The following is a 25,640-nucleotide window of genomic DNA, read 5'->3' as shown; positions in this document are numbered from 1 at the left end:
GCGTCCTTCGTACCGTGCGCGCGACGGCGGCCACGGTAGAACGTGTTCCACAAATGGGGAAGCCTCGTGACAGGCCCGGTCCACGGAGACCCATGGCAGGCCCGGCCCACAGAGCCCCATGACGGCACCCGGTCCCCGCGCCATGACCGCCCCGCAACGAGGCGGGCCCCGTCCACGCGCGCGGACCACCCCGGCCCGGCGGGGGCCGGACCGAGGCGGTGGTGGCGCGGGGTCGGGATCCGGGGTCCGAGGTTCGGGAACCCGCGGGATCCGGCCCTCGGGGTTCAGGGCAGGAGTTCGTCCAGGGAGGCGCGTCCCTTCTCCGCCATACGGCGCTCCGCCCACGCGAGGCTCTTCGGATTCACGTCACGACCTGAGGCGAGGACCAGGTCCTCCGCCGTGTATTCGCCCTCCGACCCGGCATGCAAGAGGCGGTCGGGCGTCGGGCTCTCCCCCGGAGATGTCTTGTCGGACTCAGCGTTCATGCCGCCTCCTACTAGTTCTTCCGGCACTGGCCATTCTCGTGTCCGGCTCCCCGTCCCGCATCCGGGCCGGGCCGGGACCGGGTCACGGTGTCGGTTCCGGTCCGGCCCGGATGCCGGACCGGGACCGGTCCACCGTGTCGGTTCCGTGTCGGCGGCGTGTCGGCGGCGTGTCGGCGAGAACGGCGAGGGTGGACGGCCGAGCCACGACACACCGGAGCCCTCGATGCCGCAGTCCCAGCCCTTTCCCCTCCGCCGAATCCGGGTCGTAGCCGTACGGCCGGTCACCCCGCGCATGATCAGGGTCACCTTCGGTGGCGAGGGCCTCTCCGAGCTCCGGCTCACCGGCCCCGACCAGCAGGTGAAGCTGTACTTCCCCCGGCACTCCGGCCGCTCCGAGCCTGTGCTGCCCGCTCCGGATCCGGACGGCGACGTGATGCGCTGGTACGCGGCGTACGGAGCGATTCCGGAGGCCGAGCGTCCGTGGATGCGGAGCTACACGCTCCGGGCCCATGACCCGGCCGCGGCCACCGTGACCGTCGACTTCTTCGTCCACGAGGGCCGACTCCAGGGCCCCGCGACACGCTGGGCATGTTCGGACCGTCCGCGTACTTCGCCAAGCCGATCGCCCTCGGGGCGGCCGACTGGACACTGCTGATCGCCGACGGGTGCTCCCTCCCGGCACTCGCCACCCTCGCCGAGGCGCTGCCACCGGGCCACCGTGCCCTCGCCTTCGTCCAGGTCCCCGACGCGGCGGAGGAGCAGCCCCTGGATTCGGTCGGCGAACTCGCCGTGCACTGGCTGCACGGGGACGCGTCGATCGTCGACGCGGTGCGGATGGCCACGCTCCCGTCCGGCGCACCGTACGTGTGGCTCGGCGGAGAGGCCGGGACGGTACGGGCACTGCGGCGTCACCTGGTCGACGAACGCGGGTACGACCGTCGCACCGTCGACTTCACCGGCTACTGGCGCCACCGCCTCACCCAGGACGACGCACCCACACCGGAGGACCTGGCGGAGGCACGCGAACGACTGGAGGAGGCGGGTGGGAGCGCCGGGGCTTGAGGCCCGGCCAGGGCGGCGGCGCGCCGTGATGGCCTACGCGTAGACCCGCCACCAGCGGTCCGCCTCGGCGCGAGCCACTTCGGCGTCGTACCGACGCGCGTCGAAGTGGAACTCCGGCGGGAGGTGAGGCGCGGGGGTGTGCGCCGCCCACGGAACCTCCCAGTCCGACCACTGCACGATCTCCCCGCGCCTTCGCACGACCACGGCCAGGAAGCCGCAACAGCCACCGGTGCAGTCCGGTTCCCCCAGCTCCAGTCGGCGCGCCTCGCCGGTGGCCCGGAGGGGGCTGGGGCGACAGGCCGGGAACGCATCAGTCGCGTACGGTCCGCGACCGCCTTGACCGACCGCCTCTTCGACCACGTCCTCGCCATTGACCCAGAAGCGCACCTGGACAGGGAACCGAGGGCCCGGGGGCAACACGCTGATCTCCAGACGATCGAACATCGGACCACTCTACGGGCGCGCGCCCGGCGTCTGCGCGGCCCGGCCGGCGAATGTCGATCCGGCCCGGCCAGGGCGGGGAAACTCCAGGCCGCGACCTCGATGGCCGCGACCTTCGGCGACGGGGACGCCGCCCTGCGCATCCAGGAGACCTTGATCGCGGTGTACGCCCACCGCGGCCGGACGGCCGAATGGGAGGCCGCCGCCCGGTCGGCCGTGCGCTTCGCGAGAGACGCGAAGGATCACCCCGGCAGGTCCCGGGCGCTGCACCAGGTGATGCTCGCGCTGGAATCCGCAGGCCGCGAGGAGGAGGCGGTAGGGGCGGCCGAGGAGCTGCTGCGCTTCCAGTACATGGTCATCGCGGCAGCCCTCGAGGCCGAGCGCGCCGCCGACTGCCGTCGACTCCTGGAGCACGCCCTCGCCGCGGTGGCGGAGAGCGAGCGCCTGCTCGGAGAGCGCGAGCGCTGGTTCGTGCACATGCGTCGCGAGGACGTCGCACGGGTGGCGATCTCCCGGGGGTTCGACGGCATCTCCCAGGAGTTCGACCGGCGAGCCCCTCGCCCCACGGGCGAGGCGTCCGCCGTGCCTCCGGAAGGCCCCCGGGCGGAGGCGGCGGCGTGGGCCCGGACGGCCCTGGAGAGGTTGTGGACGACCGCCTCTTCCGATCCGTACGCCGCCGAGGCGCAGAAGGCGGCACGGCGCGCACTGGCCCTGATCCCCGCGGATCTGGGCCCGGAGGAGGCAGAGGCGTGGCGGGAGGTGTGCGAGGCGCTGGCCCGCTTCGCCACGGAACGGCTCGCCGCGTGTGCAACGGCCCGCAACGAGGGTCGGGCCGCCCGGGTGATCTGGTCGGGGCGAGCCCTCCCCCACGTGGCCACGACGTACGACATCGCCGTGCGGGCCTACGGACGCATCGGTGAACCCGCGGCTCAGGTACGCCTCCTCACCGGCCTGGCACGTGAATGCTTCGAGTCGGGGGACTACAAGCGGGCCGTCAGCTGCCAGGCCCGTGTGGCCGCGATCGCCGAGACGGTCGGCGACGAGGCGGGCCAGGGCGAGGCCCTCTCCGCCATGGCACACGCCCACCTCCTGCTCGAAGAGCACGAGAAGGCCGTGCAGTTCGCCGAGCGCGCCGTCCCTCTCCTCACCGACGCGAACCGCCCGGGTGCCGCCGGTCGCGCCCTCACGACGATCGCCAACGCCCGCTACCGCCTGAACCGCCCCGCCGAGGCACTCTCCGCCGCCCGCAACGCTGTGACCCTCGCCCGCTCGGCGGCCGACCTACAGGGCCGCGCGGCTGCCCTCCTCGTCCTGGGCCTCGCCCAGCGCGAGACCGGCAGTGCCGAGGAGGCGACCCTGTCCTGGAGGACGGCCCTGCTCCTCTCCAGACAGGTCAAGGACCCGTATCTCACCCACCAGACGGAGGCCTTCCTGCGAAGCGTGGGCTACTTGACCACCTGACACAGGAGCGTGCCAAGCCCCGGCCCGGCCCGGGGTCCGTGGGGAGTCTCGCACCCGGATCCGAGGGCGTCAGGCCCCCCGTACGAGAGTCGCCGCCTCCCTGACCGTCAGGGTGCCGCCCTCCTCGTAGTTCCTCGTGTACGTCTCCGGTGGCAGGGCCGCCCGCAGCGCCCGCTCGGCCTCTTCCCGCACCGATGCCTCGGTCTGGCCCGTGAACGGGCGGAAGCCCTCGCCTCCCGCCTCTCCCCGGTGGGCGTCGTACGCCCCCAGGAGCCGGGCTCCGTCCTCGGCTTCGTTCGTGGTGCCGCGGCCGGCCCTCGCCCAGGCCGCCGTCGTGAACTGGCAGACGACCAGGTACGGCGCCACGAGGTACGCGAGGGTCTCGACGTCCCGCACGGCCTCGGCCAGGTGCGCGACGGCGTCTTCGTACGCCCCGTCGAGGCAGTCCAGCCAGCCCCGCAGGCCACCGGTCAGGCCGGCGAAGAGGTCGGGCACGTTCCCCCCGAACTCCTCCTCGATGCGCTCGAGTTGTTCGCGCGCCAGACCCGTGCGTCCGGTGTGCGCGTAATGCTGGGCGAGCAGCAGCCGGGCCGTGCTGACGGGTTCGCCGGTCGGCGCGTCGGTCGCTTCGGCCGCTTCGGCCAGCAGGCGTTCGGCCTCCTTCCGTGCCGTCGCGTCGACGGGGAGGCGCAGCCGTACGGCGGCGAGGCGGGCCGTGAAGACCGGGACCTGGGAACGGGCACCGAGGCGGGCCGACGCCTGCGCGGCGCGCTCGAAGTCGGCGGCGGCTTCCGGGAGACGACCCACCCGTTCGTACGCCTGACCCCGCGCGCAGAGGGACTCGGCGATGCCCCACGAGTCCTGCTCCTGCTCGAAGAGCGCGAGCGCCCGCTCCGCGTCGTCGAGTCGGTCGCCGAGGAGCTTGGCCCGCAGGAGGAACGTGAAGGCGAGGTCCCAGTCGGCGCCGTGCTCGCGGCAGGCGGAGACGACGGCCGCCAGCGTGTCGTCGAGGCCACGGAACTCGCCGGTCATCAGGCGGGCGAAGTACCACATCGAGCCGGGCTGGCGGCAGTTCTGCGGCATTCCCGGGCGGTACGCGGAGACGACGGCGGCCAGCCTGGCGCGGGTCTCGGGACGCTCCATGACCGTCGCGCCCTCGCCGCCCTCGGCCGCGAGGACCAGCAGGCGACAGCCGCGCCGGGCCTCCCACAGCTGCTCGTCGTTCCACGGCGGCGGCGTGTCGGTGCTGCTCCCGGCAAGGGGCACGGCGCGCCGAACGGGCGACGCGAACGGGTCGGGGCCGAGGGCGGCCGCCGCCAGGGACCATGCGCGGGCGTCGGCCTGCCGGGCACGGAGCTGCCAGAACCAGCTCATCGACAGGACGAGGCAGAGCGCCTCCTGTTCCTCCCCGCGGTCGACGGCGGTCCGCAGCGCCGCCGTCACATTGTCGTGCTCGGTCTCGAAACGTCGCAGCCAGTCGTCCTGTTCGGGCCCCCTGAGTGCGGCGTCTCCGGTGCGGGCGACTTCCCGGTAGTGGACGAGGTGACGCCGTTCGGCGGCGGCGCGGTCCCCGCTCGCGTCGAGACGTTCGGCGGCGTACTCGGCAACGGTCTCGAGGAGTCGGTAGCGCATCGCCCCGTCTCTCTCGGAGGGAACGGCGACGACGAGCGACTTGTCGACCAGCGCGCCGAGGAGGCCGAGAACACGGGCGGCAGGCACGTCTCCTCTCGCGTCCCGGTCGCCATCGGCCGCACCCGCCCCGTCCCGGTCGGCGCCGGCGCCCACGGCAACCGTCGCGCAGACCGCCTCCGCCGCCGCCAGGTCGCAGCCGCCCGAGAACACCGACAGCCGGCGCAGAACAGTCCGTTCGCTCCCGTCCAGGAGGTCCCAGGACCAGTCCACCACCGCACGCAGCGTCTGCTGCCGGGGCAGCACCGTCCGGGCCCCGGTGGTCAGCAACGGGAAGCGGTCGTCGAGCCGTTCGGCGATCTGGCGCGGGGCGAGCAGCCGCAGCCGCGCCGCGGCCAGTTCGATCGCCAGCGGCAGACCGTCGAGGCGGCGGCAGATCTCCGCGCATGCCTCGGGGTCGTCCGCCGGGTCGAACCCGGCCCGCGCGGCCGCCCCGCGCTCGGCGAGCAGCCGCAGCGCGCCGTCCGCAGTCAGCGGTTCCACCGGACGTACGAACTCTCCCGGCACCCCCAGCGGCTCGCGGCTGGTGGCGAGCACGGTGACACCCGGGCAGCGCACCAGGAGCTGCTCCACCAGCTCCGCCGCCGCGCCCACCACGTGCTCGCAGTTGTCGAGGACCAGCAGCAGACGACGCGACGCGCAGTGCTCCACGAGCCGGGTGAGCGTGTCACGGGCGCTCGGCTCGACGACCGTGGTCCCGCTCCACAGTTGTGTCTCCCGGGCCCCGAGTGCGGTGAGGACGGCGGAGGCCACGGCGGACTCCGCGCGTACGGAGGCGAGTTCGGCGATCCGTACCTCTTCCTGCCAGTGCGGCGCACCGCGTTCGGCGGCTTCCAGCGCGAGCCGCGTCTTGCCGACCCCGCCGGTTCCGAGCAGGGTGACGAGTCGCCGTTCCCGCAACTCACTTACGAGTGAGTCCAGTTCGGCATCACGTCCGACGAAGGACGTGAGGCGGGCAGGGAAACGGGGGCCTTGCGGCGCGGGGTCGTCGCCCGTCAGCAACTCGGCGTGCAGGTCCATCAGTTCCTGCCCCGGATCCGTGCCGAGGCGGTCCGCGAGGAGCGTGCGGACATCGGCGTACGCCTGCAGCGCCTCGGCCGGTCGACCCGCGGCCCGCAGGGCCCGGATACGAAGGGCCTGGAGGGGCTCGTCCAGCGGATGCTCGGCGGTCAGTGCCGCCAGCGGGGCGAGGGCGCCCGCCGGCCGCCCGAGGGCCACGTCGGCGGCGAGGCGGTCCCTATGGGCCTGCGTGTGGCGTCGGTCCGCCCGTACGACGAGAGGGTCGGCGTCCCGGCCGGGGAGGTCGGCGAGGGCGGGCCCGCGCCACAGCCCGAGCGCCTCGTCGAGGAGCCGGGCCGCTCGCGCCGGGTCCCCCGCCGCGAGCGCGCCGGAGCCCTCGGCGGCCAGCCGCTCGAACACATGGAGGTCGATGTCCTCGGGGCCGGCGGCGAGCCGGTACCCGCCGACCGTGGAGGCGACGGCCTCCCGGCCGAGCGCCCGCCGCAGCCGTCCGACCAGCGCCTGCAGCGCCCCGGTGGGATCCTCAGGCGGCGCTTCCTCCCAGATCAGGTCGGTCAGCTCGCCCGCCCCGACCTCGCGCCCGCCGGTGGCGGCCAGCGCGGTCAGCAGCGCCCGGAGCCGGGCGCCGCTGAGCACGGCCTCGCCGCCGTCGGCCCTGAGGGCGCGGCTCGGGCCGAGGACGCGGTAGCGGAGGATCACCGGCCCATTCTCCCCCGGTCGGTCACAACTCCAGTACGCCGCGTGTCGCCGCCATGGCGTTGAAGGGGTGCGGGTTCGACAATGGTGAGGATGACCGATGACGACCGGGGCACGCACAGTGGCGAGATCGGGCCCACCGAGCGGCTCGCCATGAATCGGACCGGCAGCTTCGACTGGGACCTCGACACGGGCACCATCGACGTCGACGAGGCCGGGCTGCTGGTCTTCGGGCTGGAATCGAGCGCGTTCGACGGACGCCCCATCTCCCTCATCCAGCGCCTCGACCCAGAGGAGAGGGCCCGACTCGACGCGGTGATCCACCGTGCGATCACCAGCGGCGAGACCTCGTACGCCGCCCACTTCCGGACGGAGGACGAGGAAGGTACACCCCAGTGGACGCATGTCCAGGCACGAATTCTGCGGACGGCCGACGGCATGGCCCACCGGATCGTGGGCATCGTCCGGGACACCACGACCGAGGTCGCGCACTCCGAGATCGTCCTGGAGCTGGAGAAGCGCCGCGAGGTGCAGACCAGCATCGTGGAGCGGACCACCCACGCGCTGTCGCGTGCCGTGACGGTCGACGACGTGACGGCCGCGATGACGGGCCCCGGTGGGCTGGCCCGGCTCGGCGCGGACGGTCTCGCGCTCGGTCTGGTGGAGAACGGCTCGCTGAACATCATCGCGCTGAGCGGCGAGTCCCTGGACGCCCTGAACGACTTCCGTTCGCGCCGCCTGGACCGGGGCCTGCCGCTCGCCGAGACGGTGCTGAGCGGGCGCCCCCGGTTCGTGCCCGCCTTCACCACGCTCGGCCGGGACTTCCCGGAGCTCGCTCCGTACATCGAGCGGCTGAGGTTCAAGTCCGCCTGCTATCTGCCCCTGGTCGCGCAGGCCCGCTCGCTCGGCGGGATGGCGCTGTTCTACCGACGCCGTTCGTCCTTCAACGCGGACGAACGCAACCTCCTGCTCGGCCTCGCCGCCATCGTCGCCCAGTCCCTCCAGCGCGCCCTCCTCTTCGACGAGGAACGAGAGCTCGCCACAGGGCTGCAGGAGACGATGCTGCCCCGTCGTATTCCGGCGATCTCCGGCGGCGAGATCGCGGTGCGCTACCACGCGGCATGGAGCGGGCGGCAGGTCGGCGGTGACTGGTACGACGTGATCCCGCTGCCCCGCGGCCGCGTCGGGGTCGTGGTCGGCGACGTCCAGGGCCATGACACCCACGCGGCGGCGATCATGGGCCAGTTGAGGATCGCGCTCAGGGCGTACGCGGGTGAGGGCCACGCGCCCTCGACCGTGCTGGCCCGGGCCTCGCGCTTCCTCGCCGAGCTCGACACGAACCGCTTCGCGACCTGCACCTACGCCCAGGTGGACCTGGGCACGGGCGCGGTGCGCGCGGTGCGCGCCGGGCATCTGGGACCGTTGATCCGGCACACCGACGGCCGGGTGGGGCAGCCGAAGCTCCGCGGCGGGCTTCCGCTCGGCCTGGCGACCGTGTTCGGGGACGAGGAGTTCCCGGAGACGCGGCTGGACCTGGTCCCGGGCGAGACGCTGGTGCTGTACACGGACGGCCTGGTCGAACAGCCGGGCTCGGACATCGAGTCCGGCCTGGAGGCGCTGTCGGGGGCGATGGGCAGCGGTCCGCCGCAGGCGGAGGCGCTCGCGGACCATCTGTCGGAACAGCTGTGGGAGCGGTGGGGCGCGGGTGACGACGTGGCTCTGCTGGTGCTGCGACGCAGCCCGGACCCGGGGACGCCTCGGGCGCCGCGGATCCATCAGTACATCCACCAGGCGGATCCGCAGGGGCTCTCGGACGCGCGGGCCGCGGTGGGGCAGGCGCTACGGGACTGGAACATGCCCGAACTGGCCGACGACGCCGAGCTGTTGACGGGCGAGCTGCTGGTGAACGTGCTGCTGCACACCGAGGGCGGGGCGGTGCTCACGCTGGAGGTGCTGCCGGAGCCGGTGCGCAGGGTTCGGCTCTCGGTGCAGGACCGTTCCAGTGCGTGGCCCCGTCGGCGTACACCGGGCGAGGCGGCGACCTCGGGGCGCGGGCTGCTGCTCCTGGACGCGCTGGCGTCGCGATGGGGTGTGGAGCCGCGCGGCGAGGGCAAGGCCGTGTGGTGCGAGATCGGCCCGTCGCAGGTGCCTGCCGCGGCCGAGTCACCGGGCCGAGGGTGAGGGTGAGGTGCGCTGATGGATCCCGTGGCGGCGCTGGACCGGATCGCGTTCCTCCTCGAACGCTCCCAGGCGCCGACGTACCGGGTCCGGGCCTTCCGTACCGCGTCCGCGGCCGTCACCGCGCTGGCGGACGGCGAGGCGGAGCGACGGGCGAAGGCCGGCACGCTCGAGTCCGTGAAGGGCATCGGGCCGAAGACGGCGGCGGTGATCCGTGAGGCGCTCGAGGGCCGGGTGCCGGAGTATCTGGAGCGCCTGGAGGCCGAGATCCCGGTGCCGGAGGTAAGCGGCGGCGAGACGCTGCGGGCGGCTCTGCGGGGCGACTGCCATCTGCACTCCGAGTGGTCGGACGGCGGCAGCACCATCGAGGACATGGGCCGCACGGCGGCGCGGATCGGCCACGAGTGGGCGGTCCTGACGGACCACTCGCCGAGCCTGAAGGTCGCGCGCGGGCTGTCGCCGGATCGGCTGCGCGAGCAACTGGACGTGGTGGCCCGGCTGAACGAGGAATGGGCGCCGTTCCGGCTGCTGACCGGGATCGAGTGCGACATCCTGGAGGACGGTTCGCTGGACCAGGAGCCGGAGCTGCTCGACCGGCTGGACGTGGTCGTCGGCTCGGTGCACTCGAAGCTGCGGATGGACGCGCCGGCGATGACCCGGCGGATGGTGAAGGCCGTACGCAACCCCCTGATGGACGTCCTCGGGCACTGCACGGGGCGGCTCGTGAGCGGGGGGCGGTTGCGACCGGAGTCGACCTTCGACGCGGACCGGGTCTTCGCGGCGTGCGTCGAGTCCGGCACGGCGGTGGAGATCAACAGCCGTCCGGAGCGCCTCGATCCGCCGCGGCGGCTGCTGGGGCAGGCGGTGGAGGCGGGGGTGTGGTTCGCGGTGGACACGGACGCGCACGCGCCGGGGCAGTTGGAGTGGCAGATCTTCGGCTGCGCGCGGGCGGAGGAGTGCGGGGTGCCGGCGGAACGGGTGATCAACACCTGGTCGGCGGACGAGCTTCTGCGGTGGACGCGGGAGCGGTAGGGGTAGCGGTGGTGGACGCGGGAGCGGTAGCGGTCTCCGTATCAGGAGCAGGTCAGGCGCGCTGCCACACCGTCGTCGCGTTGCAGAACTCACGGATGCCGTGGCCGGAGAGCTCGCGGCCGTAGCCGGAGCGCTTCACGCCGCCGAACGGGAGCGCCGGGTGGGATGCGGTCATCCCGTTGACGAAGACGCCGCCGGCCTCCAAGTCCCGTACGAAGAAGGCGATGTCCTCGTCGTTACGGGTCCATACGTTCGAACTGAGCCCGAAGGGCGAGTCGTTGGCGACCGCCACGGCCTCCTCGATGTCGGACACCGGGTAGAGGGTGGCCACCGGACCGAACGCCTCTTCCTGGTGGATACGCATCTGAGGGGTGATGCCGGTGAGGACGGTGACCTTGTAGAACCAGCCGCGGGACCGGTCCTCGGGGCGGCCTGCGCCGCACAGGACGGTCGCGCCCTTCCGTACGGCGTCGTCGACCAGCTCCTCCAGGTCGGCGCGGCCCTGTTCGGTGGCGAGGGGGCCGACGTCGGTGGACTCGTCGAGAGGGTCGCCGACGGTCAGCGCGTTCATGGCGGCGGTGAAGCGTTCGGCGAAGTCGTCGTAGACGTCGTTGTGGACGATGAACCGCTTGGCCGCGATGCAGGACTGGCCGTTGTTCTGGACGCGAGCGGTGACGGCGGTCTTGACGGCGCGGGGAAGGTCGGCGGAGGGCATGACGATGTACGGGTCGCTGCCGCCGAGCTCCAGCACCGTCTTCTTGACCTCGTCGCCCGCGATGGAGGCGACCGAGCGCCCGGCGGGCTCGCTGCCGGTGAGGGTGGCGGCGACGATCCGGCTGTCGCGCAGCACGGCCTCCACGGCCGAGGACCCGATGAGGAGGGTCTGGAAGCAGCCTTCGGGGAATCCGGCGCGGCGGAAGAGATCGCCGAGGTAGAGGGCGGTCCTGGGTACGTTGGAGGCGTGCTTGAGGAGCCCGGTGTTGCCGGCCATGAGCGCCGGCGCGGCGAACCGGATGACCTGCCAGAGCGGGAAGTTCCAGGGCATGACGGCGAGGATGGGGCCCAGGGGGCGGTAGTGGACGCGGGCAGCATCGGCCCCGGAGTCGTGGACGTCGGAGTCGGCGGGGTGCTCGTCGGCGAGCAGGGTCTCGGCGTGATCGGCGTACCAGCGCATGGCCTTGGCGCACTTGGCGGCCTCGGCGCGGGCGGCGATGATCGGCTTGCCCATCTCGGTGGTCATCGTGTGGGCGATGTCCTCGGAGTCCTCGTCGAGCAGGTCGGCGGCCCGCCGCAGGAGGCGGGCGCGTTCGGCGAAGGACGTCGTGCGGTACTGCCGGAACGTCTCGTACGCGGCGGCGATCCGCCGCTCGACCTCGTCGTGCCCGTGGGCGTCGTAGGTCCGCAGCGTCTCACCGGTCGCGGGGTTCACTGTGGCGATACCCATGTCATCTCCTCTACCCGTCCGCCCCACAGGAACCCTCCCGCGCCCCACCCCTGCCCGCAATCGGGGAGGGGGCGCGGGAGTGACAGGGCCTCGGGCGGCCGGCGGGGGTGGGGGGCGTCGGGGTCTGGGGCGCGCGGCCTCGGCGACCTGGCTGAGGGCTAAGGGGCCGGGGGCAGGGTCGATGGCGTGGACGACCTGGCCGGGGGCGTCGGGGCTGGGGCGGCGCGGCCTCGGCGACGTGGCTGAGGCGCCAGGGCTGGGGCGGCGGCTTCTGTGGCCTGGCCCGGCCGGGGGCCGGGAGCCCCGTCGCCCGGCGGGGCCGGGATACGCGACCCGGTGGCAAGGCGAGACGATCCCGGGTTCAGTGGCACCCATGGCGGGCCCCGCACCCAAGGTGGAGGTCTGGGATCGTCAGGGCGTTCGGGTGGCGCCCGCGACCCAGCGGAGTGCGCCCGTCAGGTGGGACCTGAACGTCTCGTCCCGGTAGGCCTTCTCCGCGTGGCCCAGTGCCGTGAAGAAGACCCGGCCACGGTCCGCCTCGCGGCACCACACCAGGGGGTGGTCCGGGCCCAGCGTCCCGCCCCGGTACGTCGACTCGTCCGCGCGTGCCAGGACGCGTACCCCCGTCCCCCGCGGATTCGACGTGAAGTTGTACCACTCGTCCGTCCACTCCCACCGCCCCGGCAGCAGCGCCGTCCCCGGGTGGTCGTGGGCGTCCACGCACACCACGCCGGGCTGGATCTCCGGGTGGCCGTCGAAGCGGGTGCCGAGGAGGTCCCCGTAGAAGGGCCAGTCCGGCTCCGCGTTGGCCGCCGCGTGGATCGCGAGGAAACCGCCGCCCCCACGGACGTACGCCTCGAAGGCCGCCCGGCCCGACGGCGTCAGGACCGTGCCTGTCGTCGACAGGAAGACCACCGCGGCGCACCGCCCCAGCCTCTCGGCCGTGAACACCGCAGGGTCCTCGGACGTCTCGGCCGCGAAGCCGACCGCCCCCGCCAGCTCCACGAGCGCCGCCGCTCCCGCCGGAATCGAGTCGTGACGGAAACCCGCGGTGCGGGTGTAGATCAGGACGTCCGGGTTCCCCACGAGGTCAGCTCCCTAGGAGTAAGCGCTTTCTCCGCGCGACCGTAGCCACCCACCCCCCACCCCCGCAAGACCGTTCCGCCGGATCCATTGGCGCATCGGATACATCTCTGTATCTTTTGGCGGGCACCACGTCCCGCCCGTCGTGAGGAGCACCCATGAGCACTCTCCCGCCCGCCCTGTCCGCCGCCGTAGGCCCCATGCCCGAGGGCGTCACCATCCCCCTGCCACCGACCTTCGACACCGTCGAGGAGGAGCGCAGGTACCGCAAGGAGCAACTCGCCGCCGGCTTCCGGCTCTTCGGGAGGTTCGGGTTCTCCGAGGGCGTCGCCGGGCACATCACCGTCCGCGACCCCGAGAACCAGCACGCCTTCTGGGTCAACCCCTTCGGGATGAGCTTCAGCCAGATCAAGGCCTCCGACCTGATTCTCGTGGACCAGGACGGCACCCTGCTCTCCGGCAACCGTCCCGTGAACCGCGCCGCGTTCGTGATCCACTCGCAGGTCCACGCCGCCCGCCCCGACGCGGTCGCCGCCGCGCACTCCCACTCCCTGCACGGCAAGGCGTTCTCCAGCCTCGGCATACCCCTGGATCCGATCACCCAGGACGCCTGCGCGTTCTTCGAGGACCACGGGATCTACGACGACTACCGGGGCGTCGTCAACGAGCTCGACGAGGGCGAGCGCGTCGCGAAGGCCCTCGGCGAACACAAGGCGGTCATCCTCAAGAACCACGGACTGCTCACGGTCGGACACTCGGTGGCCGAGGCCGTCTGGTGGTTCATCACCATGGAACGCTCTTGCCAGGCCCAGCTGTTGGCGATGGCCGCGGGCACACCGCAGCTCATCGACCGCGAGACGGCGCTGATCACCCGCGGACAGGTCGGCACCCACCTCGCAGGCTGGTTCCAGGCCCGCCCGCTGTGGGATCAGATCACGGCGTCGGACCCTGATCTGTTCGACTGACCGACGTCTCCGACACGCCCTCCCGCCCGCTCTCCCGCGAACCACCCTCCCGCGCGCCTTCGGGAGCGGTCTCCGGCGCGATCTCCCGCGTCGTCGCCGCCAACAACGGTGCGAGGAACTCCCGTTCGAGGCTCCCGGGCGGGAGCTCCGCCGGTTCGACGTAGCTCTGCGCCAGCCCACCTTCGCGCAAGGCGATCAGCATCCGGGCGAACCGGTCGGCCTCCACGGTCAGTTCCCGCCCCGCACGGCGCAGTACGGACGTCAGGCCGCGGGCGATCTCGGCCCGCAGCCGTGCGTCGTGCCGGGCGAGCACCCACCCCGTCTGTGGGTCGCGGATGGCATGCAGGGTGAACTCGGTGGTGACGAGGTACCAGTCCCGCTCGTCCGGCTCGACCCGGGAGGCCAACTCGGCCAGCCGCTCCAGCGTGTACTCCTCGGCGGTCAGCGCGTCGATCGCCTCCGCCAGCCGGCGCACGGTCCGCTCGCTGTGCTCGTCGAAGAGCGCGAGGAACAGCTCTTCCTTGCTGGCGAAGTTCGAGTAGTAGGCGCCCCGGGTGTAGCCCGCCCGCTCGCAGATCTGCTCGATCGAGGTGGCGTGGAATCCGTGCTCCGCGAAGGTCTCCAGAGCGGCCTTCAGCAGGGCGGCCCGGGTCCGGGGCCGACGCTTGGTGACACCTTTCGGCACGGGTGGGCCCTCCTTCGTCCACGATCGGGGCACGCCTCGTCCACGACCGGGCGACCACGATACCGGCGCCTCTCGCAGGCACGGATCCGTCCCGGAAGATAAAATTCACGCATGGGAGAGCGGCCCGTCGCGCCTGCCGCACCCGAGCTCGTCCTCGAGATGAACGGGGACGCGACCGTGATGAGTCCGAGCCGGGTCTACCGCATCGGGCGCGACCCCACCAGCGACATCGTCCTCGTGGACGACCGGACGTCCTGGCACCACGCGGTCCTGCGGGCCGTCGCGGGGCACTGGACGCTGGAGGACGAGGGCAGCACGAACGGCACCTACGCGGACAGCCACCGCATCGCCGTGCGCGAGGTCGGCCCGGGTACGGTCATACGGTTCGGGCATCCCGGGGACGGCCCGCGGGCCGTACTCTCCGGCACCGAGCCCCCGGCCGTGCACGAGCCGGACGCCGGACCCACGATCGTGCACAAGCCGGACGCCGATCGGACGGCCGTGTACGACGCCGGCGCCGAACGGACGGCCGTGCCCGACCCCACCGCCGAACCCACCGCCGTACGCGAGCCCGCCGACGAGCCGGAACCGGCGCCCCCGCAGGTGCCCGACTCCGCGCCGACGCAATTGCACCCCGCCCCACCCGCGGCCCCCGCACCCGCACCCGCACCCGCACCCGCACCGACACCCCCGCCGGAGCCCACGCCCACACCCCCGCCGGAGCCCGCACCCGCGCCCTCCGCGCCCGCCCCGACGCCCCCGCAAGAGCCCGGGCCCTCCACCCCCGCGCCACCGCCCGTGCCGGCCCCCGAGCCGCCGACCCCCGCGCCTCCCCCCGTACCGACCCCCGAACCGCCCGCCCCCGCGCCCCCGCGGACGCCGCCGCGGCCCTCCTCCGTGTCCCATCCGGCCGCCACCGGAACCTTCCGGCAGCCCACCTCCGTGAGGCCGCTGCCCACCCGTACCGTGCGCATCGGCCGCGGACCGGACAACGATCTGGTCGTCGACGACCTCGTGGTCTCACGGCGCCATGCCGAACTGCGGGCCCGACCGGACGGCACGTACTGGATCCACGACCTCGGCAGTCACAACGGCACCTTCCTCAACGGCGTTCCCGTGGACAGCGCCCGCGTGACCCCGGACGACATCGTCGGCATCGGCCACTCCGCGTTCTGCCTCATCGCGGGGCAGCTCGTCGAGTACACCGACACCGGCGAGATCTCCCTCGACGTGCAGGATCTGGCGGTCACCGTCGACCGGGGTCGCAAGACCCTTCTCGACGACGTCTCCTTCCCCGTCGGGCAGAAGTGTCTCCTCGCCGTCGTCGGACCGTCCGGCGCCGGCAAGTCCACTCTGCTCGGCGCGCTCACGGGCCAGCGCCCGGCCGACCGCGGCACGGTCTTCTACGACGGACGGGACCTCTACCGGGACTACGCGGAGCTGCGTCAGCGCATCGGGCTCGTTCCCCAGGACGACATCCTGCACCTCCAGCTCACCGTGCGACGCGCCCTCGCATACGCCGCCGAGCTGCGCTTCCCCGAGGACACGGCGGCGGACGAGCGCCGGGCCCGGGTCGACGAGGTCATCGCCGAACTCGGCCTCGGCGAACGGGCGGAACAGCCCATCCACAGTCTCTCCGGTGGTCAGCGCAAACGGGTCAGCGTGGCCCTGGAGCTGCTCACGAAGCCGTCGCTGCTCTTCCTCGACGAGCCGACCTCCGGCCTCGACCCGGGCATGGACCGCTCGGTGATGCACATGCTGCGCGGGCTGGCCGACGACGGCCGTACGGTCATCGTCGTCACCCACAGCGTGCTGAGCCTGGACGTCTGCGACCGGCTGCTCGTGCTCGCGCCCGGCGGCCGGGTCGCGTACTACGGGCCGCCGGACGACACGTTGGAGTTCTTCGGGTTCGCGCAGTGGCCGGAGGCGTTCGAGGCCTTCGAGCAGGAGCGCGGACGCGACTGGGCGGGCCAGTACCGCTCCTCCCGCTTCCACCGGCGGTACATCGCGGACGCGATGAACCGGACGAGCCTGCCGAGCTCCGGTGCGGCACCGGAGATCGGAGCGCCGCCCAAGGCGCAGAGCTGGGGTTCCCAGCTCCGTACGCTGGTGCGCCGCTACGTCGCCGCCCTGGCCGCCGACCGGATGTTCCTGGCCATCATGATCGCCCTGCCGTTCGTGATGGGTGCGATGGCGCGGGCCCTGTCGGAGGGCAGTCTCAACCCCGAGTCGACGTTGAACGTCCTGCTCATCCTCTGTGTCGGCGGTGTCCTGACGGGAGCCGCCAACGCGGTGCGCGAGCTGGTGAAGGAACGCACGATCTACCGCCGCGAGAGAGCCGTCGGCCTGTCACGTTCCGCGTATCTCATGTCGAAGGTCGTGGTGCTCGGTCTGATCACGGTCGTGCAGGCCGTGGTGCTGACCCTGGTAGCGCTGATCGGCGTACCGCTGAACGTGCCGGACGGCGAGGGCGTGCTCTTCCCGCCGCTCGTGGAGCTCACGCTCGCGGTCGCGCTGCTGTCCTTCACGGCGATGATGCTCGGTCTGTTCGTCTCCGCCCTGGTGCGCAAGGAGGAGATGACCATGCCGTTGCTCGTCCTCCTCGCCATCGTCCAGGTGGTGTTCTGCGGGGCTCTGCTCAAGGTCACCGGGACACCGGTCCTCGAACAGCTGGCGTGGCTGGTGCCGTCGCGGTGGGCGTTCGCGGCGATGGGGGCGACCATCGACATAGGGACGACCGCACCGAGCGAGAAGACGACGGATCCGCTCATGGACCACACTCTGGAGGCCTGGCTCTTCGACATGGGGATGCTGGTCGTGCTCTGTCTCGTCCTCGGCTTCGTCGTCGCGCGGCTGCTGCGGCGGCAGGAGCCGGTGATCATGCGCAAGTGAGCAGAGAGGCAGGCGGTTCATGGGTGTTCCGGCCACTCCCCCGGTACCGGAGTACGTACCGGACTTCCGGCCGACGCATGTCGTGCCGCGCGAGGGGCTGCCCGCCTGGGAGGCCCCTGATCCGGGTCTGCCCACCGAGCCGCTCGACGCGTTCCTGCCGGTGGAACTCCTGCAGCGGGTCGGCGACTGGGGGCAGATCCTGTGCTCCAACGGCTGGGCGGCCTGGGTCGACGCCCGGCTGCTCGTCTCCGTGCCCGTGGACCCTCCGGAGGCCCGTAAGCCGCTCGCCAGGACTGCCGACCCCCGGCCGCTGATCGCCCGGGTGGAGGAGTCGCTGGGGCGCTTCCGGCGGGCCGCCGAGGAGCTGGCGGCCGGTCGGGCGGACCGGGACACGTTCCGGCGGCGCACGTTCGGGCTTCGGGTCGGCATGGTGGTCGACGGCGAGTCGCTGTGGCTGTACGACGGGGAGCACGAGCGCTGGGTGTACTGCGACGGGACGGGGCTCAGTACGTACGCGGCCTCGTCCACGCCGTCGGCGTCGGCAGTCGTGCCCGCGGGCGAGGAATCCGGCGCCGGGCACCAGCCGACGCGTGTGGTGCCGCAGCTCGACGAGAGCGACGAGGACGAGAAGGGCACGGAGGCGGGCCCCCGGAAGCCGCCGGCCGGGCCGCCGCCGCCCACCCGGATCGTGGACGTCAAGGACCTGCCGGGTGAGGAGCGATGACCGACGCGTCCCGGGACACGGATCTCCCCGTCGGCCGGGATTCCGGGCTCGTCGGCAAGCAGATCGCGAACTACGTCGTGGAGGCGGAGATCGGACGCGGCGGGATGGCGGTCGTGTACCGGGCGCGCGATCTGCGCCTGGACCGGACGGTGGCCCTGAAGCTCCTCGCCCCCGAACTGGCCCGCAACGACACCTTCCGCAAGCGGTTCGCGCACGAGTCGCGGGTGGCTGCGGCGATCGACCATCCGCACATCGTGCCGGTCTTCGAGGCGGGCGAGACGGAGGGCGTGCTGTACATCGCGATGCGGTACGTCGCCGGGCAGGACCTGCGGGCGCTCCTGGACCGTGAGGGGGCGCTCCCGCCGGTGAAGGCGGGGCGGATCGCCGTCCAGGTGGCGTCCGCCCTGGACGCGGCGCATGCGCACGATCTGGTCCACCGGGACGTGAAACCGGGCAACATCCTGGTCGCCGAGGGAACCGACCGCGACCATCCGGAGCATGTGTACCTCACGGACTTCGGGCTCACGAAGAAGTCGTTGTCGCTGACCGGTCTGACGACGGTCGGGCAGTTCGTGGGCACGCTCGACTACGTGGCGCCGGAGCAGATCTCGGGGAAGCCGGTGGACGGCCGGTGCGACGTGTACAGCCTGGCCTGCGTGGTCTACGAGACGCTCACCGGGGCGCCGCCGTTCCGCCGTGACGACGACATGGCGCTGCTCTGGGCGCATCAGTACGACCCGCCGCCACCGGTCTCGTCGGAGCGGCCGGACCTGCCGGAGGCCGGGGACGAGGTGCTCGCGAAGGCGCTGGCCAAGGCGCCGGAGGAGCGGTACGAGACGTGTCTGGAGTTCGTCGGCGCGTTGCGGGCGGCGCTGGAGCGGGGCGGCAAGGGGCCGGGCGAGCGGGGTGGGACGCGTCGCAGTCCGGAGCCGCCGACTCCCCCGCTGCCGCCGCCGACCTGGGCGCGGCCGGTGTTCCGGGGGCCGTCCTGACAGCCGATACCGGCCGGGTACGAGGACCTCAGTGGGAACGCGCGTCCTTCCGGCGGTCGAGCGAGAACGTCACTGCGTAAGCGCGTCCCTCCGGCCCTCGTCCACTTCGCCGCGGCGGTGGACCGGTTTGGCGAGCAGTCCGCCGAGGAAGCCCGCGACGAGTCCCCAGAGAAGGGCGAGGCCGGCGGACTTCCAGACCGCGGGCCGCAGTACCACCTGGCCGCCCAGTGATTCGAGTTCGCCGATGCCGAGGATGGAGAGCCCGAACCGCGCCTCGACGAGCGTGACGGGGGTGATGACCAGCATGGTCAGGGCGAAGGCGATCCCCATGCGGAGGGCGTGCTGCCAGAGCCGGGTGCGGGCGGGCGAGCGGACGGCGGCGAGGAAGGACACGGTCAGCACCAGGACTGCGGCCACGGGGAGCAGCCACCAGGCACGGGAGTCGTACGAGGTGAGGGAGGACAGGTCCACGGTGGAGAGACCGGCCGTGTCGGTGCGCAGCACCGCGTCGAGGATCGGGGGCATGGGCAACCCGAACGGCCCCTCGACCGTGCCCTCCCAGGAACTTCCGATGCCGACGCCGAGGGCGAGCCAGCTGACGTTGGGCAGGCCGAGCAGGATCACGGCCCAGGTCTCGGCGGCGTGGCCCCTGGTCGTCGCCACGACGATGCCGATGACCAGACCGACGACGACGTACGCGAGCACCAGGAGCAACATGGCGTGCGCGGCGGGGCGTACGGCTTCCTGATAGCGGACGAGGCGGGGCGGCAACGGGCTGCGGGAGACCAGCAGGGCCATCAGCAGGACGCCGAGGATCCACAGGAGGCCGAAGCCGAGGGTGGCTCCGAGGTCGGTGCGGAATCCGACGGTGGGGTCGGCCGCGTCGAGGAGTTCGCCGAAGAGGTCGGACACCGTGTCCTCGGTCTCGCCGCCGCCGATCGAGATGGGGAAGTCGTGCTGGGCGAGGGCGGAGATGCAGGCCAGGGCTACGAGCCACAGCACGACGGTGCGTGCGGCCCGCGCGACGAGGTCACGGGTCCTGGCGACGGCGTGGTGGCGGAGAGGGAGCAGGAAGCAGATACCGGTGACCAGTGCGCCCACGAGGGTGACGGTGAGCGGCATGGCGGTGAGATCGGCGTTCGTGCCGGCGAGCGCGCCGGCGTCGCCGGAGAGGTCGATCTGTCCGCCGGCGGCCATGACGACGACCGCGGCGACGATGTTGACGAAGCCTCCCGGCAGGTCGGCGGCGCCCGCGGCCCAGAGGCCGAGCGCGGCGACGACGGCCATCGCGAGGAAACCGGCGAGGACGGCGGCCAGGGCTTCGCCCCAATGGCGGGCGAGTTGCCCGGCGCCGTGCGCCGGTCGGGAAGTGGTGGGCGGCTGACGGCTCACGCTGTCCACGCTAGTACCGGCGGGTGCCGTCCGCTTGCGGGCGGGACCGGTTCGGCGCACACAATGGGCGCGGAACGGAAGAAAGGGAAAAACGTGACTTCCCACCCGCCGTCCGGCCGCCCCTCGGTTCCCCCCTCAGGTCCGCCTTCGGGTCCCCTCTCGGGCCCGAGCACCCGCCCAGGCGCCGCCGGTCCCCCACCACCCCCCGATCGACCGCACGACGGCTCGGGGGGCGGCTCGGGCGGCTCCGGCGGCCCGGGCGGCCCCGGCGACGGAAGCGGCGCAGGGGGCACCGGCGGCGGTGCGGGCGGTGGCTCGAACGGCCCATGGTGGCGCTCCGTCCCCAAGGTCGCCTCGATCACCGCCATCCTGGTGGCCGCCATCGCCCTGGTGGTCGTCCTCACCCGCCCCGACGGCAACGGTGACGACACCGCCGCGGGAGGCGGCGAGGTGTTCCTGCAGAACGCCTCCGCCACGGGCCCCGACCCGTTCACCGCGTCCACGGCCCGTACCCCCAGCGCCTCACCGACGGCCGCGCCGCTGCCCAGCCCGACGCAGACGGCGGACGCCAACGCCACGCGCAGCGTCAGCGGTTCCGCGGCGGGCCTGTACGGCGGTACGCGCAACGTGGCGAGCTGTGACGTCGAGCGGCAGGTCCGTTATCTGACCGACGAGCCGGCCAAGAACGCGGCCTTCGCCTCGGCCCAGAAGATCTCCGCCAACGAAGTCCCCCGCTATCTCCGCTCCCTGACCCCGCTTCAACTGCGGGTCGACACCCGCGTGACCAACCACGGCTACCGTGGCGGCGCCGCCACCCCGTACCAGGCGGTGCTCCAGGCCGGCACCGCGGTGCTGGTCGACGACCGAGGGGTGCCCCGGGTGCGCTGCGCCTGCGGCAATCCGCTGACGACTCCGGTCCCCCAGAAGGCGCCTAAGACGACCGGTACCGCCTGGCCGGGCTACCAGCCGTCCCAGGTGGTCGTCGTCGCACCTTCGGTGCAGGTGGTGAACGTCTTCGTCGTCTACGACCCCGAGGACGACGGCTGGTTCGCCCGCAAGCCCGGCGACCAGAAGGGGAAGCAGGACAAGCCGACCACCCGGCCGACGGCTCCCCCGTCACCGTCCATCTCCGACTCGGGGACGGGCTCCCCTTCCGAGTCCACGCCGGCGACCTGTGTGACGCCGCGGGGCGGCGAGACCGCGAAGCCGTGCCCCACGGACACCTCCACCACGTCCCCACCGGCCACGGAGGGGTCTGTCACGCCACCGAAGTCGGATCCGGCGACGGACGGCACCACCTCGGGCGAGACGACGGACGGCGCCACCGGCGACGCGACGGACGGGACGACCAACCGGTCGGCCCCGGCGGTGAATCCCGAGACCTCCGCCACCACCCCGGTCGCCCCCGGGTCGAGTGTCATCGGCTCCTCCCCCGGACCGGTTCCGCAGCCCGGGCCGGAGGCCCACCCGCTCGTATGACCGGCCGGTCCCCCACGGCCAAGGCCGCCCCCGTCACGGAGTGACCCGCTCCGACCGTGACACCGACCCCGTACCGGCGCCGTCCGGTACGGGGTCTCACTCTTTCGCCGCAACAGCCCCGCCTCGCCGGGCCGCAGAGCCGGCCGCCGCTCGAGGCGAGGGAGCGGCTCGCCCCGACGACGATCCGGCGGCCCCCGGCATCACGGGCGCCCTCGATGCTCAGGCCGGCTCGCAGGGGTGCGGCCGGGGCGCGGCCGTCGCGGTGCGCCGGACGGACACTCGGCGGCGGGCGATCAGGGAACCGATTCCGCGGATCCAGGCACCGATCGGCAGGGGCTCCGCCACCCGCCCCTCGGCCCGCCGCTGCCACATCCTCTCGTCACGGTCGGTGAGGTGTCCGGACATCGCTCGTCTCCCTTCAGTTCCCCCGTCCCTTCTCGGGACGTGGTGACCAGGCCACTGAGAAGGAGTCTGTAGGCTTATTGGCCTGGACAGCAGAGCCAATGAGGAGTGATTGGCATGGCAGAGGGTCGAGTGGTCCGCACTGCGGACCGCACGCTGACGGGCCGCCAGCTGGCGGCGCTGCTCACCCGGCCGCCGGAGGGCAGGTTCGGCTACCGGGAGCTGGCCCGCGCCGTCCGGGAGACCCTCCTCGACGGACGGGTCGCGCTTCGGATGCGGCTGCCCGCCGAGCGGGAGCTGGCCACGGCGCTGACGGTGAGCCGTACGACCGTCACGGGCGCCTACGACCTGCTGCGGGAGAGCGGATACGCGCACAGCCGACGGGGCGCGGGCACCTGGACGGCGCTCCCGGACAGTCAGGCACCGATCAGCCTCTCGACGTTCCACGGCCACTCCGACGCCGCGATCGACCTCGCGCTCGCCGCGCCGGAGGCCCCGATCGACGAACTCGCCGAAGCCCTCGCCACGGCCTCGGCCGAGCTGCCGCGCTACGCCCGCGCCCAGGGGTACCACCCGTTCGGGCTACCGGAGCTGCGCACCGCCATCGCCGACCGCTACACGCGGCGCGGACTGCCCACCCGCCCCGAGCAGATCCTCGTCACGACCGGGGCCCAGCAGGCGGTGTCCCTCGCCCTGGCGCTGCTCGGCGGCCCCGGCGACAGGGCGCTCGCCGAGAACCCCTCGTACACCAACGCCCTGGACGCCATGCGCGGCCGGCGGCTGCGCATCACCCCGGTACCGGTCACCGAGTCCGGGTGGGACAGCGGGCTGATCGAGGCCGCTCTGCGCCAGACCGCGCCCCGACTCGCCTATCTCATCCCCGACTTCCACAATCCGACCGGGCAGCTGATGCCCGAGGCCCAGCGCCGTGAGGTGGCACGTTCGGCGCATGCCACCGGCACCTGGCTCGTGGTCGACGAGACTCTGGCCGACATCGCCTTGGACGTGCCGGCCCCTCGTCCATTCGCGGCGGTCGCGGGCCCCGGGCACGGCGAGCAGATCATCAGTGTCGGTTCGCTCAGCAAGGGCTGCTGGGGCGGGCTGCGGGTCGGCTGGGCCCGGGCGTCGGCACGGGTGGTCACCGAGCTGGCGCGGGTCCGGATCACCGCGGATCTGGCGGGTTCGGTCCTCGACCAACTGGTCGCCGCCGAGCTGATCGACCGGCTGGACACCATCCTGCCGCGCCGCGCCGAGGAGCTGCGCAGGCGCCGCGAGGCGCTGGTGACGGCGCTCGCGCGCCATGTCCCGGAGTGGCACTGGACCCTGCCCACCGGCGGGCTCTGCCTCTGGATCGACCTGGGCCGTCCGATCGCCTCCTCGCTGGCGGGACGGGCGCTGCGGCACGGCGTGCGGGTCGAGGGCGGCGCCCGGTTCGGGGTGGATCCGGGCACTCACGAACACCGGCTGCGCCTCCCCTTCGCGCTCCCGGTCGACGTCTACGACACGGCGGCCGAGCGTCTGGCGGCGGCCTTGGCGGGGGCTCCGGCGCGGATCTCGGACCCGGACCTGCCGGACTGGGTGGCCTGAGGCGCGACGGGGGGGTGGCGGCGGCCGGGCGGGTGCGGGCGGGGCGAAATCCGGATGCCCCGACCCGCGGGTCCGTGTACGGTCCACCGAGTGGAACCTCTCACCGACCAACAGATCCGCTCGTCGTTCGTTAACTGCACGAAGGGCGAGGCGAGCCGGCTCAAGCTGCCGCTCGACTTCGCCGAACTCCCGTGGCAGGAACTCGACTTCCTCGGCTGGGTCGATCCGGGCGCGCCGCTGCGCGCCCATCTCGTCGTCCCTCGTGAGGACGGCCCGCTCGGCATCACGCTGCGGGTGCCCGCGACGAGCCGGACCAGCGCCGTCAAGTCCAGCCTCTGCCAGGTCTGTCTGACGGGGCATGCCTCCTCGGGCGTGACCCTGCTCGCGGCGCCGCTCGCCGGCAGCCGGGGGCGCGAGGGGAACACGGTCGGCATCTACGTCTGCGCCGACCTGGCGTGTTCCCTCTACGTCCGCGGCAAGCGGCAGCCCAAGCTGCGGGCCGGGCGCCACGAGGAGTCGCTGACCGTCGAGGGGCGGATCGAGCGGATGACCGCGAACCTCGACGCCTTCCTGGGGAAGGTCACGGCAGGCTAGAAGACCACCTCGCCGGCAGCGCCTCGCGGCGCCCCCGGCGGCGTGGATCAGCGGAAGGCCTGCTCGCCCGTGAGCGCCTTGCCGATGACCAGGGAGTGGACTTCGCTGGTGCCCTCGTAGGTGAGCACCGACTCCAGGTTGTTGGCGTGGCGCATCACCGGGTACTCCAGGGTGATGCCGTTCGCACCCAGGATCGTCCGGCACTCGCGGGCGACGGCGATGGCCTCCCGTACGTTGTTCAGCTTGCCCACACTGACCTGCTGGGGGGTGAGGGTCCCCGCGTCCTTGAGGCGCCCCAGGTGCAGCGCGAGCAGCATGCCCTTGCCGAGCTCCAGGGACATGTCCGCGAGCTTCGCCTGCGTCAGCTGGTAGGAGGAGAGGGGTCGTTCGAAGACGATGCGGTCGCCGGCGTACGAGATCGCCGCCTCCAGGCAGTCGCGAGCGGCGCCGAGTGCACCGAAGACGATGCCGAACCGGGCCTCGTTCAGACAGCCGAGCGGGCCGGACAGGCCGCGCGCCTCGGGCAGCATCGCGTCCGCCGGCAGTCGTACGTCCTCCAGGACCAGCTCGCTGGTCACGCTCGCGCGCAGCGACAGCTTCTGCTTGATCTCGGGGGCGCTGAAACCGGGGGTACCGGCGGGCACCAGGAAGCCGCGTACCCCTTCGTCGGTGCGGGCCCAGACGACCGCGACATCGGCGACCGAGCCGTTGGTGATCCACATCTTGGTGCCGTTGAGCAGCCAGTCCCCGCCGTCCCGCTTGGCGCGGGTGCGCATGGATCCGGGGTCCGACCCCGCGTCCGGCTCGGTGAGCCCGAAGCATCCGATGTACTCGCCGGCCGCCATGCCGGGCAGCCACTGCTGCTTCTGCTCCTCCGAGCCGTACTTCCAGATCGCGTACATGGCGAGCGAGCCCTGTACGGAGACCAGGCTCCGCAGACCCGAGTCGACGGCCTCCAGCTCCAGGCAGGCCAGACCGTACGCGACGGCGTTGGTGCCCGCGCAGCCGTAGCCCTCCAGGTGCATGCCGAGCACACCGATGCCGCCCAGCTGCCGGGCGAGTTCGCGGGCGGGAATCGCGCCCCGCTCGAACCACTCGGCCACGTGCGGGCGCAGTTCACGGTCCGCCATCGCCCGGACGGTCCTGCGGATCTCCCGCTCCTCTTCCGTCAGCAGTCCATCGATCGCGAACAGATCGAAGGGGTGGACGGGGGACGACTTCGACGCGTTCGACGACTGCGGCGACGGCTTCACTGACGGCCTCCAGGCGGGTGCGGCTACTCGGCGTGCCGAAGCGTAGCGGGAGATCGGATTTTGGATCCAGTATTGAATATCTGA

The 25,640-nt window shown here is 72.8% G+C and carries 21 protein-coding genes; 12 read left to right on the top strand and 9 right to left on the bottom strand.

What is annotated here, in order from left to right:
* Positions 1-284: 284 nt before the first annotated feature.
* A complete protein-coding gene (locus ACFQ7Q_RS00210) occupies positions 285-485 on the bottom strand; it encodes a hypothetical protein (protein ID WP_147981931.1) in 201 nt (66 codons plus the stop codon).
* A gap of 223 nt (positions 486-708) precedes the next feature.
* Between ACFQ7Q_RS00210 and ACFQ7Q_RS00205 the strand changes: the two genes are divergently transcribed.
* The gene (locus tag ACFQ7Q_RS00205; RefSeq protein WP_383547560.1) at positions 709-1,140 is read left to right on the top strand and encodes a siderophore-interacting protein; all 432 of its coding nucleotides are present in this window, start codon (positions 709-711) and stop codon (positions 1,138-1,140) included.
* Positions 1,074-1,547: a siderophore-interacting protein gene (locus ACFQ7Q_RS00200; RefSeq protein ID WP_383547557.1), complete on the top strand. Its 474-nt coding sequence runs from the start codon at positions 1,074-1,076 to the stop codon at positions 1,545-1,547. The genes ACFQ7Q_RS00205 and ACFQ7Q_RS00200 overlap by 67 nt, the downstream gene beginning before the upstream one ends.
* A 33-nt stretch (positions 1,548-1,580) precedes the next feature.
* Here the strand turns inward: ACFQ7Q_RS00200 and ACFQ7Q_RS00195 are convergent, their stop codons facing one another.
* Positions 1,581-1,991, bottom strand: coding sequence for a hypothetical protein (locus ACFQ7Q_RS00195; RefSeq protein ID WP_383547554.1), 411 nt, complete (start codon positions 1,989-1,991; stop codon positions 1,581-1,583).
* A gap of 99 nt (positions 1,992-2,090) precedes the next feature.
* Here ACFQ7Q_RS00195 and ACFQ7Q_RS00190 point away from each other — a divergent pair, with 99 nt between their 5' ends.
* On the top strand, positions 2,091-3,449 hold the full coding sequence (locus ACFQ7Q_RS00190) for a tetratricopeptide repeat protein (protein WP_383547551.1): 1,359 nt from the start codon (positions 2,091-2,093) through the stop codon (positions 3,447-3,449).
* Positions 3,450-3,518: 69 nt separating this feature from the next.
* On the opposite strand, the gene ACFQ7Q_RS00185 is transcribed toward ACFQ7Q_RS00190, so the two are convergent.
* The gene (locus ACFQ7Q_RS00185; RefSeq protein WP_383547548.1) at positions 3,519-6,857 is read right to left on the bottom strand and encodes an ATP-binding protein; all 3,339 of its coding nucleotides are present in this window, start codon (positions 6,855-6,857) and stop codon (positions 3,519-3,521) included.
* 90 nt (positions 6,858-6,947) lie between these two features.
* On the opposite strand from ACFQ7Q_RS00185, the gene ACFQ7Q_RS00180 reads away from it, so the two are divergent.
* Both ACFQ7Q_RS00180 and ACFQ7Q_RS00175 read left to right on the top strand, forming a co-directional pair.
* Positions 6,948-9,035 (top strand): SpoIIE family protein phosphatase, encoded by a 2,088-nt coding sequence (locus ACFQ7Q_RS00180; protein ID WP_383547545.1) that lies wholly within the window; start codon positions 6,948-6,950, stop codon positions 9,033-9,035.
* A gap of 15 nt (positions 9,036-9,050) precedes the next feature.
* Positions 9,051-10,064: a PHP domain-containing protein gene (locus ACFQ7Q_RS00175; RefSeq protein WP_383547541.1), complete on the top strand. Its 1,014-nt coding sequence runs from the start codon at positions 9,051-9,053 to the stop codon at positions 10,062-10,064.
* A 52-nt stretch (positions 10,065-10,116) separates the two neighbouring features.
* On the opposite strand, the gene ACFQ7Q_RS00170 is transcribed toward ACFQ7Q_RS00175, so the two are convergent.
* Together ACFQ7Q_RS00170 and ACFQ7Q_RS00165 are read right to left on the bottom strand one after the other, a co-directional pair.
* A complete protein-coding gene (locus ACFQ7Q_RS00170) occupies positions 10,117-11,508 on the bottom strand; it encodes an NADP-dependent succinic semialdehyde dehydrogenase (RefSeq protein WP_383547538.1) in 1,392 nt (463 codons plus the stop codon).
* Between the two features lie 411 nt (positions 11,509-11,919).
* Positions 11,920-12,594 (bottom strand): ThuA domain-containing protein, encoded by a 675-nt coding sequence (locus ACFQ7Q_RS00165; RefSeq protein WP_383547535.1) that lies wholly within the window; start codon positions 12,592-12,594, stop codon positions 11,920-11,922.
* Positions 12,595-12,749: 155 nt separating this feature from the next.
* On the opposite strand from ACFQ7Q_RS00165, the gene ACFQ7Q_RS00160 reads away from it, so the two are divergent.
* The gene (locus ACFQ7Q_RS00160; protein ID WP_383547533.1) at positions 12,750-13,556 is read left to right on the top strand and encodes a class II aldolase/adducin family protein; all 807 of its coding nucleotides are present in this window, start codon (positions 12,750-12,752) and stop codon (positions 13,554-13,556) included.
* On the opposite strand, the gene ACFQ7Q_RS00155 is transcribed toward ACFQ7Q_RS00160, so the two are convergent.
* A complete protein-coding gene (locus ACFQ7Q_RS00155) occupies positions 13,525-14,241 on the bottom strand; it encodes a TetR/AcrR family transcriptional regulator (RefSeq protein WP_383547530.1) in 717 nt (238 codons plus the stop codon). The genes ACFQ7Q_RS00160 and ACFQ7Q_RS00155 overlap by 32 nt on opposite strands.
* Positions 14,242-14,352: 111 nt before the next feature.
* Here ACFQ7Q_RS00155 and ACFQ7Q_RS00150 point away from each other — a divergent pair, with 111 nt between their 5' ends.
* Genes ACFQ7Q_RS00150 through ACFQ7Q_RS00140 form a run of 3 tightly spaced genes read left to right on the top strand, consistent with a single transcriptional unit; the run spans position 14,353 to position 18,849 of the window.
* Positions 14,353-17,133 (top strand): FHA domain-containing protein, encoded by a 2,781-nt coding sequence (locus ACFQ7Q_RS00150; protein WP_383547527.1) that lies wholly within the window; start codon positions 14,353-14,355, stop codon positions 17,131-17,133.
* A 19-nt stretch (positions 17,134-17,152) separates the two neighbouring features.
* A complete protein-coding gene (locus ACFQ7Q_RS00145) occupies positions 17,153-17,857 on the top strand; it encodes a hypothetical protein (protein WP_383547525.1) in 705 nt (234 codons plus the stop codon).
* Positions 17,854-18,849, top strand: a complete 996-nt coding sequence (locus tag ACFQ7Q_RS00140) for a serine/threonine-protein kinase (protein WP_383547522.1) — start codon at positions 17,854-17,856, stop codon at positions 18,847-18,849. Before ACFQ7Q_RS00145 ends, ACFQ7Q_RS00140 begins: the two co-directional genes overlap by 4 nt.
* A 69-nt stretch (positions 18,850-18,918) precedes the next feature.
* Here ACFQ7Q_RS00140 and ACFQ7Q_RS00135 read toward each other — a convergent pair whose 3' ends face one another.
* On the bottom strand, positions 18,919-20,250 hold the full coding sequence (locus tag ACFQ7Q_RS00135; protein ID WP_383547519.1) for a streptophobe family protein: 1,332 nt from the start codon (positions 20,248-20,250) through the stop codon (positions 18,919-18,921).
* An 84-nt stretch (positions 20,251-20,334) separates the two neighbouring features.
* On the opposite strand from ACFQ7Q_RS00135, the gene ACFQ7Q_RS00130 reads away from it, so the two are divergent.
* Positions 20,335-21,720, top strand: coding sequence for a DUF6777 domain-containing protein (locus ACFQ7Q_RS00130; RefSeq protein ID WP_383547516.1), 1,386 nt, complete (start codon positions 20,335-20,337; stop codon positions 21,718-21,720).
* A gap of 219 nt (positions 21,721-21,939) precedes the next feature.
* On the opposite strand, the gene ACFQ7Q_RS00125 is transcribed toward ACFQ7Q_RS00130, so the two are convergent.
* Positions 21,940-22,125: a hypothetical protein gene (locus ACFQ7Q_RS00125; RefSeq protein ID WP_383547513.1), complete on the bottom strand. Its 186-nt coding sequence runs from the start codon at positions 22,123-22,125 to the stop codon at positions 21,940-21,942.
* Positions 22,126-22,239: 114 nt separating this feature from the next.
* On the opposite strand from ACFQ7Q_RS00125, the gene ACFQ7Q_RS00120 reads away from it, so the two are divergent.
* Both ACFQ7Q_RS00120 and ACFQ7Q_RS00115 read left to right on the top strand, forming a co-directional pair.
* Positions 22,240-23,709 (top strand): PLP-dependent aminotransferase family protein, encoded by a 1,470-nt coding sequence (locus ACFQ7Q_RS00120; RefSeq protein ID WP_383547511.1) that lies wholly within the window; start codon positions 22,240-22,242, stop codon positions 23,707-23,709.
* Between the two features lie 54 nt (positions 23,710-23,763).
* Positions 23,764-24,303: an FBP domain-containing protein gene (locus ACFQ7Q_RS00115; RefSeq protein ID WP_383547508.1), complete on the top strand. Its 540-nt coding sequence runs from the start codon at positions 23,764-23,766 to the stop codon at positions 24,301-24,303.
* Positions 24,304-24,350: 47 nt separating this feature from the next.
* Here ACFQ7Q_RS00115 and ACFQ7Q_RS00110 read toward each other — a convergent pair whose 3' ends face one another.
* The gene (locus ACFQ7Q_RS00110) at positions 24,351-25,556 is read right to left on the bottom strand and encodes an acyl-CoA dehydrogenase family protein (RefSeq protein WP_383547505.1); all 1,206 of its coding nucleotides are present in this window, start codon (positions 25,554-25,556) and stop codon (positions 24,351-24,353) included.
* Positions 25,557-25,640: the final 84 nt, after the last annotated feature.

The sequence above is a fragment of the Streptomyces sp. NPDC056527 genome (genome assembly GCF_042794475.1).
In the GTDB taxonomy this organism is placed as follows: domain Bacteria; phylum Actinomycetota; class Actinomycetes; order Streptomycetales; family Streptomycetaceae; genus Streptomyces.
This window is presented reverse-complemented; position numbering and strand designations above follow the sequence as displayed.

Bases quoted from the DNA above. Each gene is read 5' to 3' on its own strand.
- ACFQ7Q_RS00140 (WP_383547522.1), top strand. From the start codon at position 17,854: ATGACCGACGCGTCCCGGGACACGGATCTCCCCGTCGGCCGGGATTCC.
- ACFQ7Q_RS00180 (WP_383547545.1), top strand. From the start codon at position 6,948: ATGACCGATGACGACCGGGGCACGCACAGTGGCGAGATCGGGCCCACC.
- ACFQ7Q_RS00205 (WP_383547560.1), top strand. From the start codon at position 709: ATGCCGCAGTCCCAGCCCTTTCCCCTCCGCCGAATCCGGGTCGTAGCC.
- ACFQ7Q_RS00115 (WP_383547508.1), top strand. From the start codon at position 23,764: ATGCCCCGACCCGCGGGTCCGTGTACGGTCCACCGAGTGGAACCTCTC.
- ACFQ7Q_RS00195 (WP_383547554.1), bottom strand. From the start codon at position 1,991: ATGTTCGATCGTCTGGAGATCAGCGTGTTGCCCCCGGGCCCTCGGTTC.
- ACFQ7Q_RS00200 (WP_383547557.1), top strand. From the start codon at position 1,074: ATGTTCGGACCGTCCGCGTACTTCGCCAAGCCGATCGCCCTCGGGGCG.
- ACFQ7Q_RS00210 (WP_147981931.1), bottom strand. From the start codon at position 485: ATGAACGCTGAGTCCGACAAGACATCTCCGGGGGAGAGCCCGACGCCC.
- ACFQ7Q_RS00125 (WP_383547513.1), bottom strand. From the start codon at position 22,125: ATGTCCGGACACCTCACCGACCGTGACGAGAGGATGTGGCAGCGGCGG.
- ACFQ7Q_RS00190 (WP_383547551.1), top strand. From the start codon at position 2,091: ATGGCCGCGACCTTCGGCGACGGGGACGCCGCCCTGCGCATCCAGGAG.
- ACFQ7Q_RS00150 (WP_383547527.1), top strand. From the start codon at position 14,353: ATGGGAGAGCGGCCCGTCGCGCCTGCCGCACCCGAGCTCGTCCTCGAG.
- ACFQ7Q_RS00170 (WP_383547538.1), bottom strand. From the start codon at position 11,508: ATGGGTATCGCCACAGTGAACCCCGCGACCGGTGAGACGCTGCGGACC.
- ACFQ7Q_RS00145 (WP_383547525.1), top strand. From the start codon at position 17,153: ATGGGTGTTCCGGCCACTCCCCCGGTACCGGAGTACGTACCGGACTTC.
- ACFQ7Q_RS00120 (WP_383547511.1), top strand. From the start codon at position 22,240: ATGGCAGAGGGTCGAGTGGTCCGCACTGCGGACCGCACGCTGACGGGC.
- ACFQ7Q_RS00160 (WP_383547533.1), top strand. From the start codon at position 12,750: ATGAGCACTCTCCCGCCCGCCCTGTCCGCCGCCGTAGGCCCCATGCCC.
- ACFQ7Q_RS00175 (WP_383547541.1), top strand. From the start codon at position 9,051: ATGGATCCCGTGGCGGCGCTGGACCGGATCGCGTTCCTCCTCGAACGC.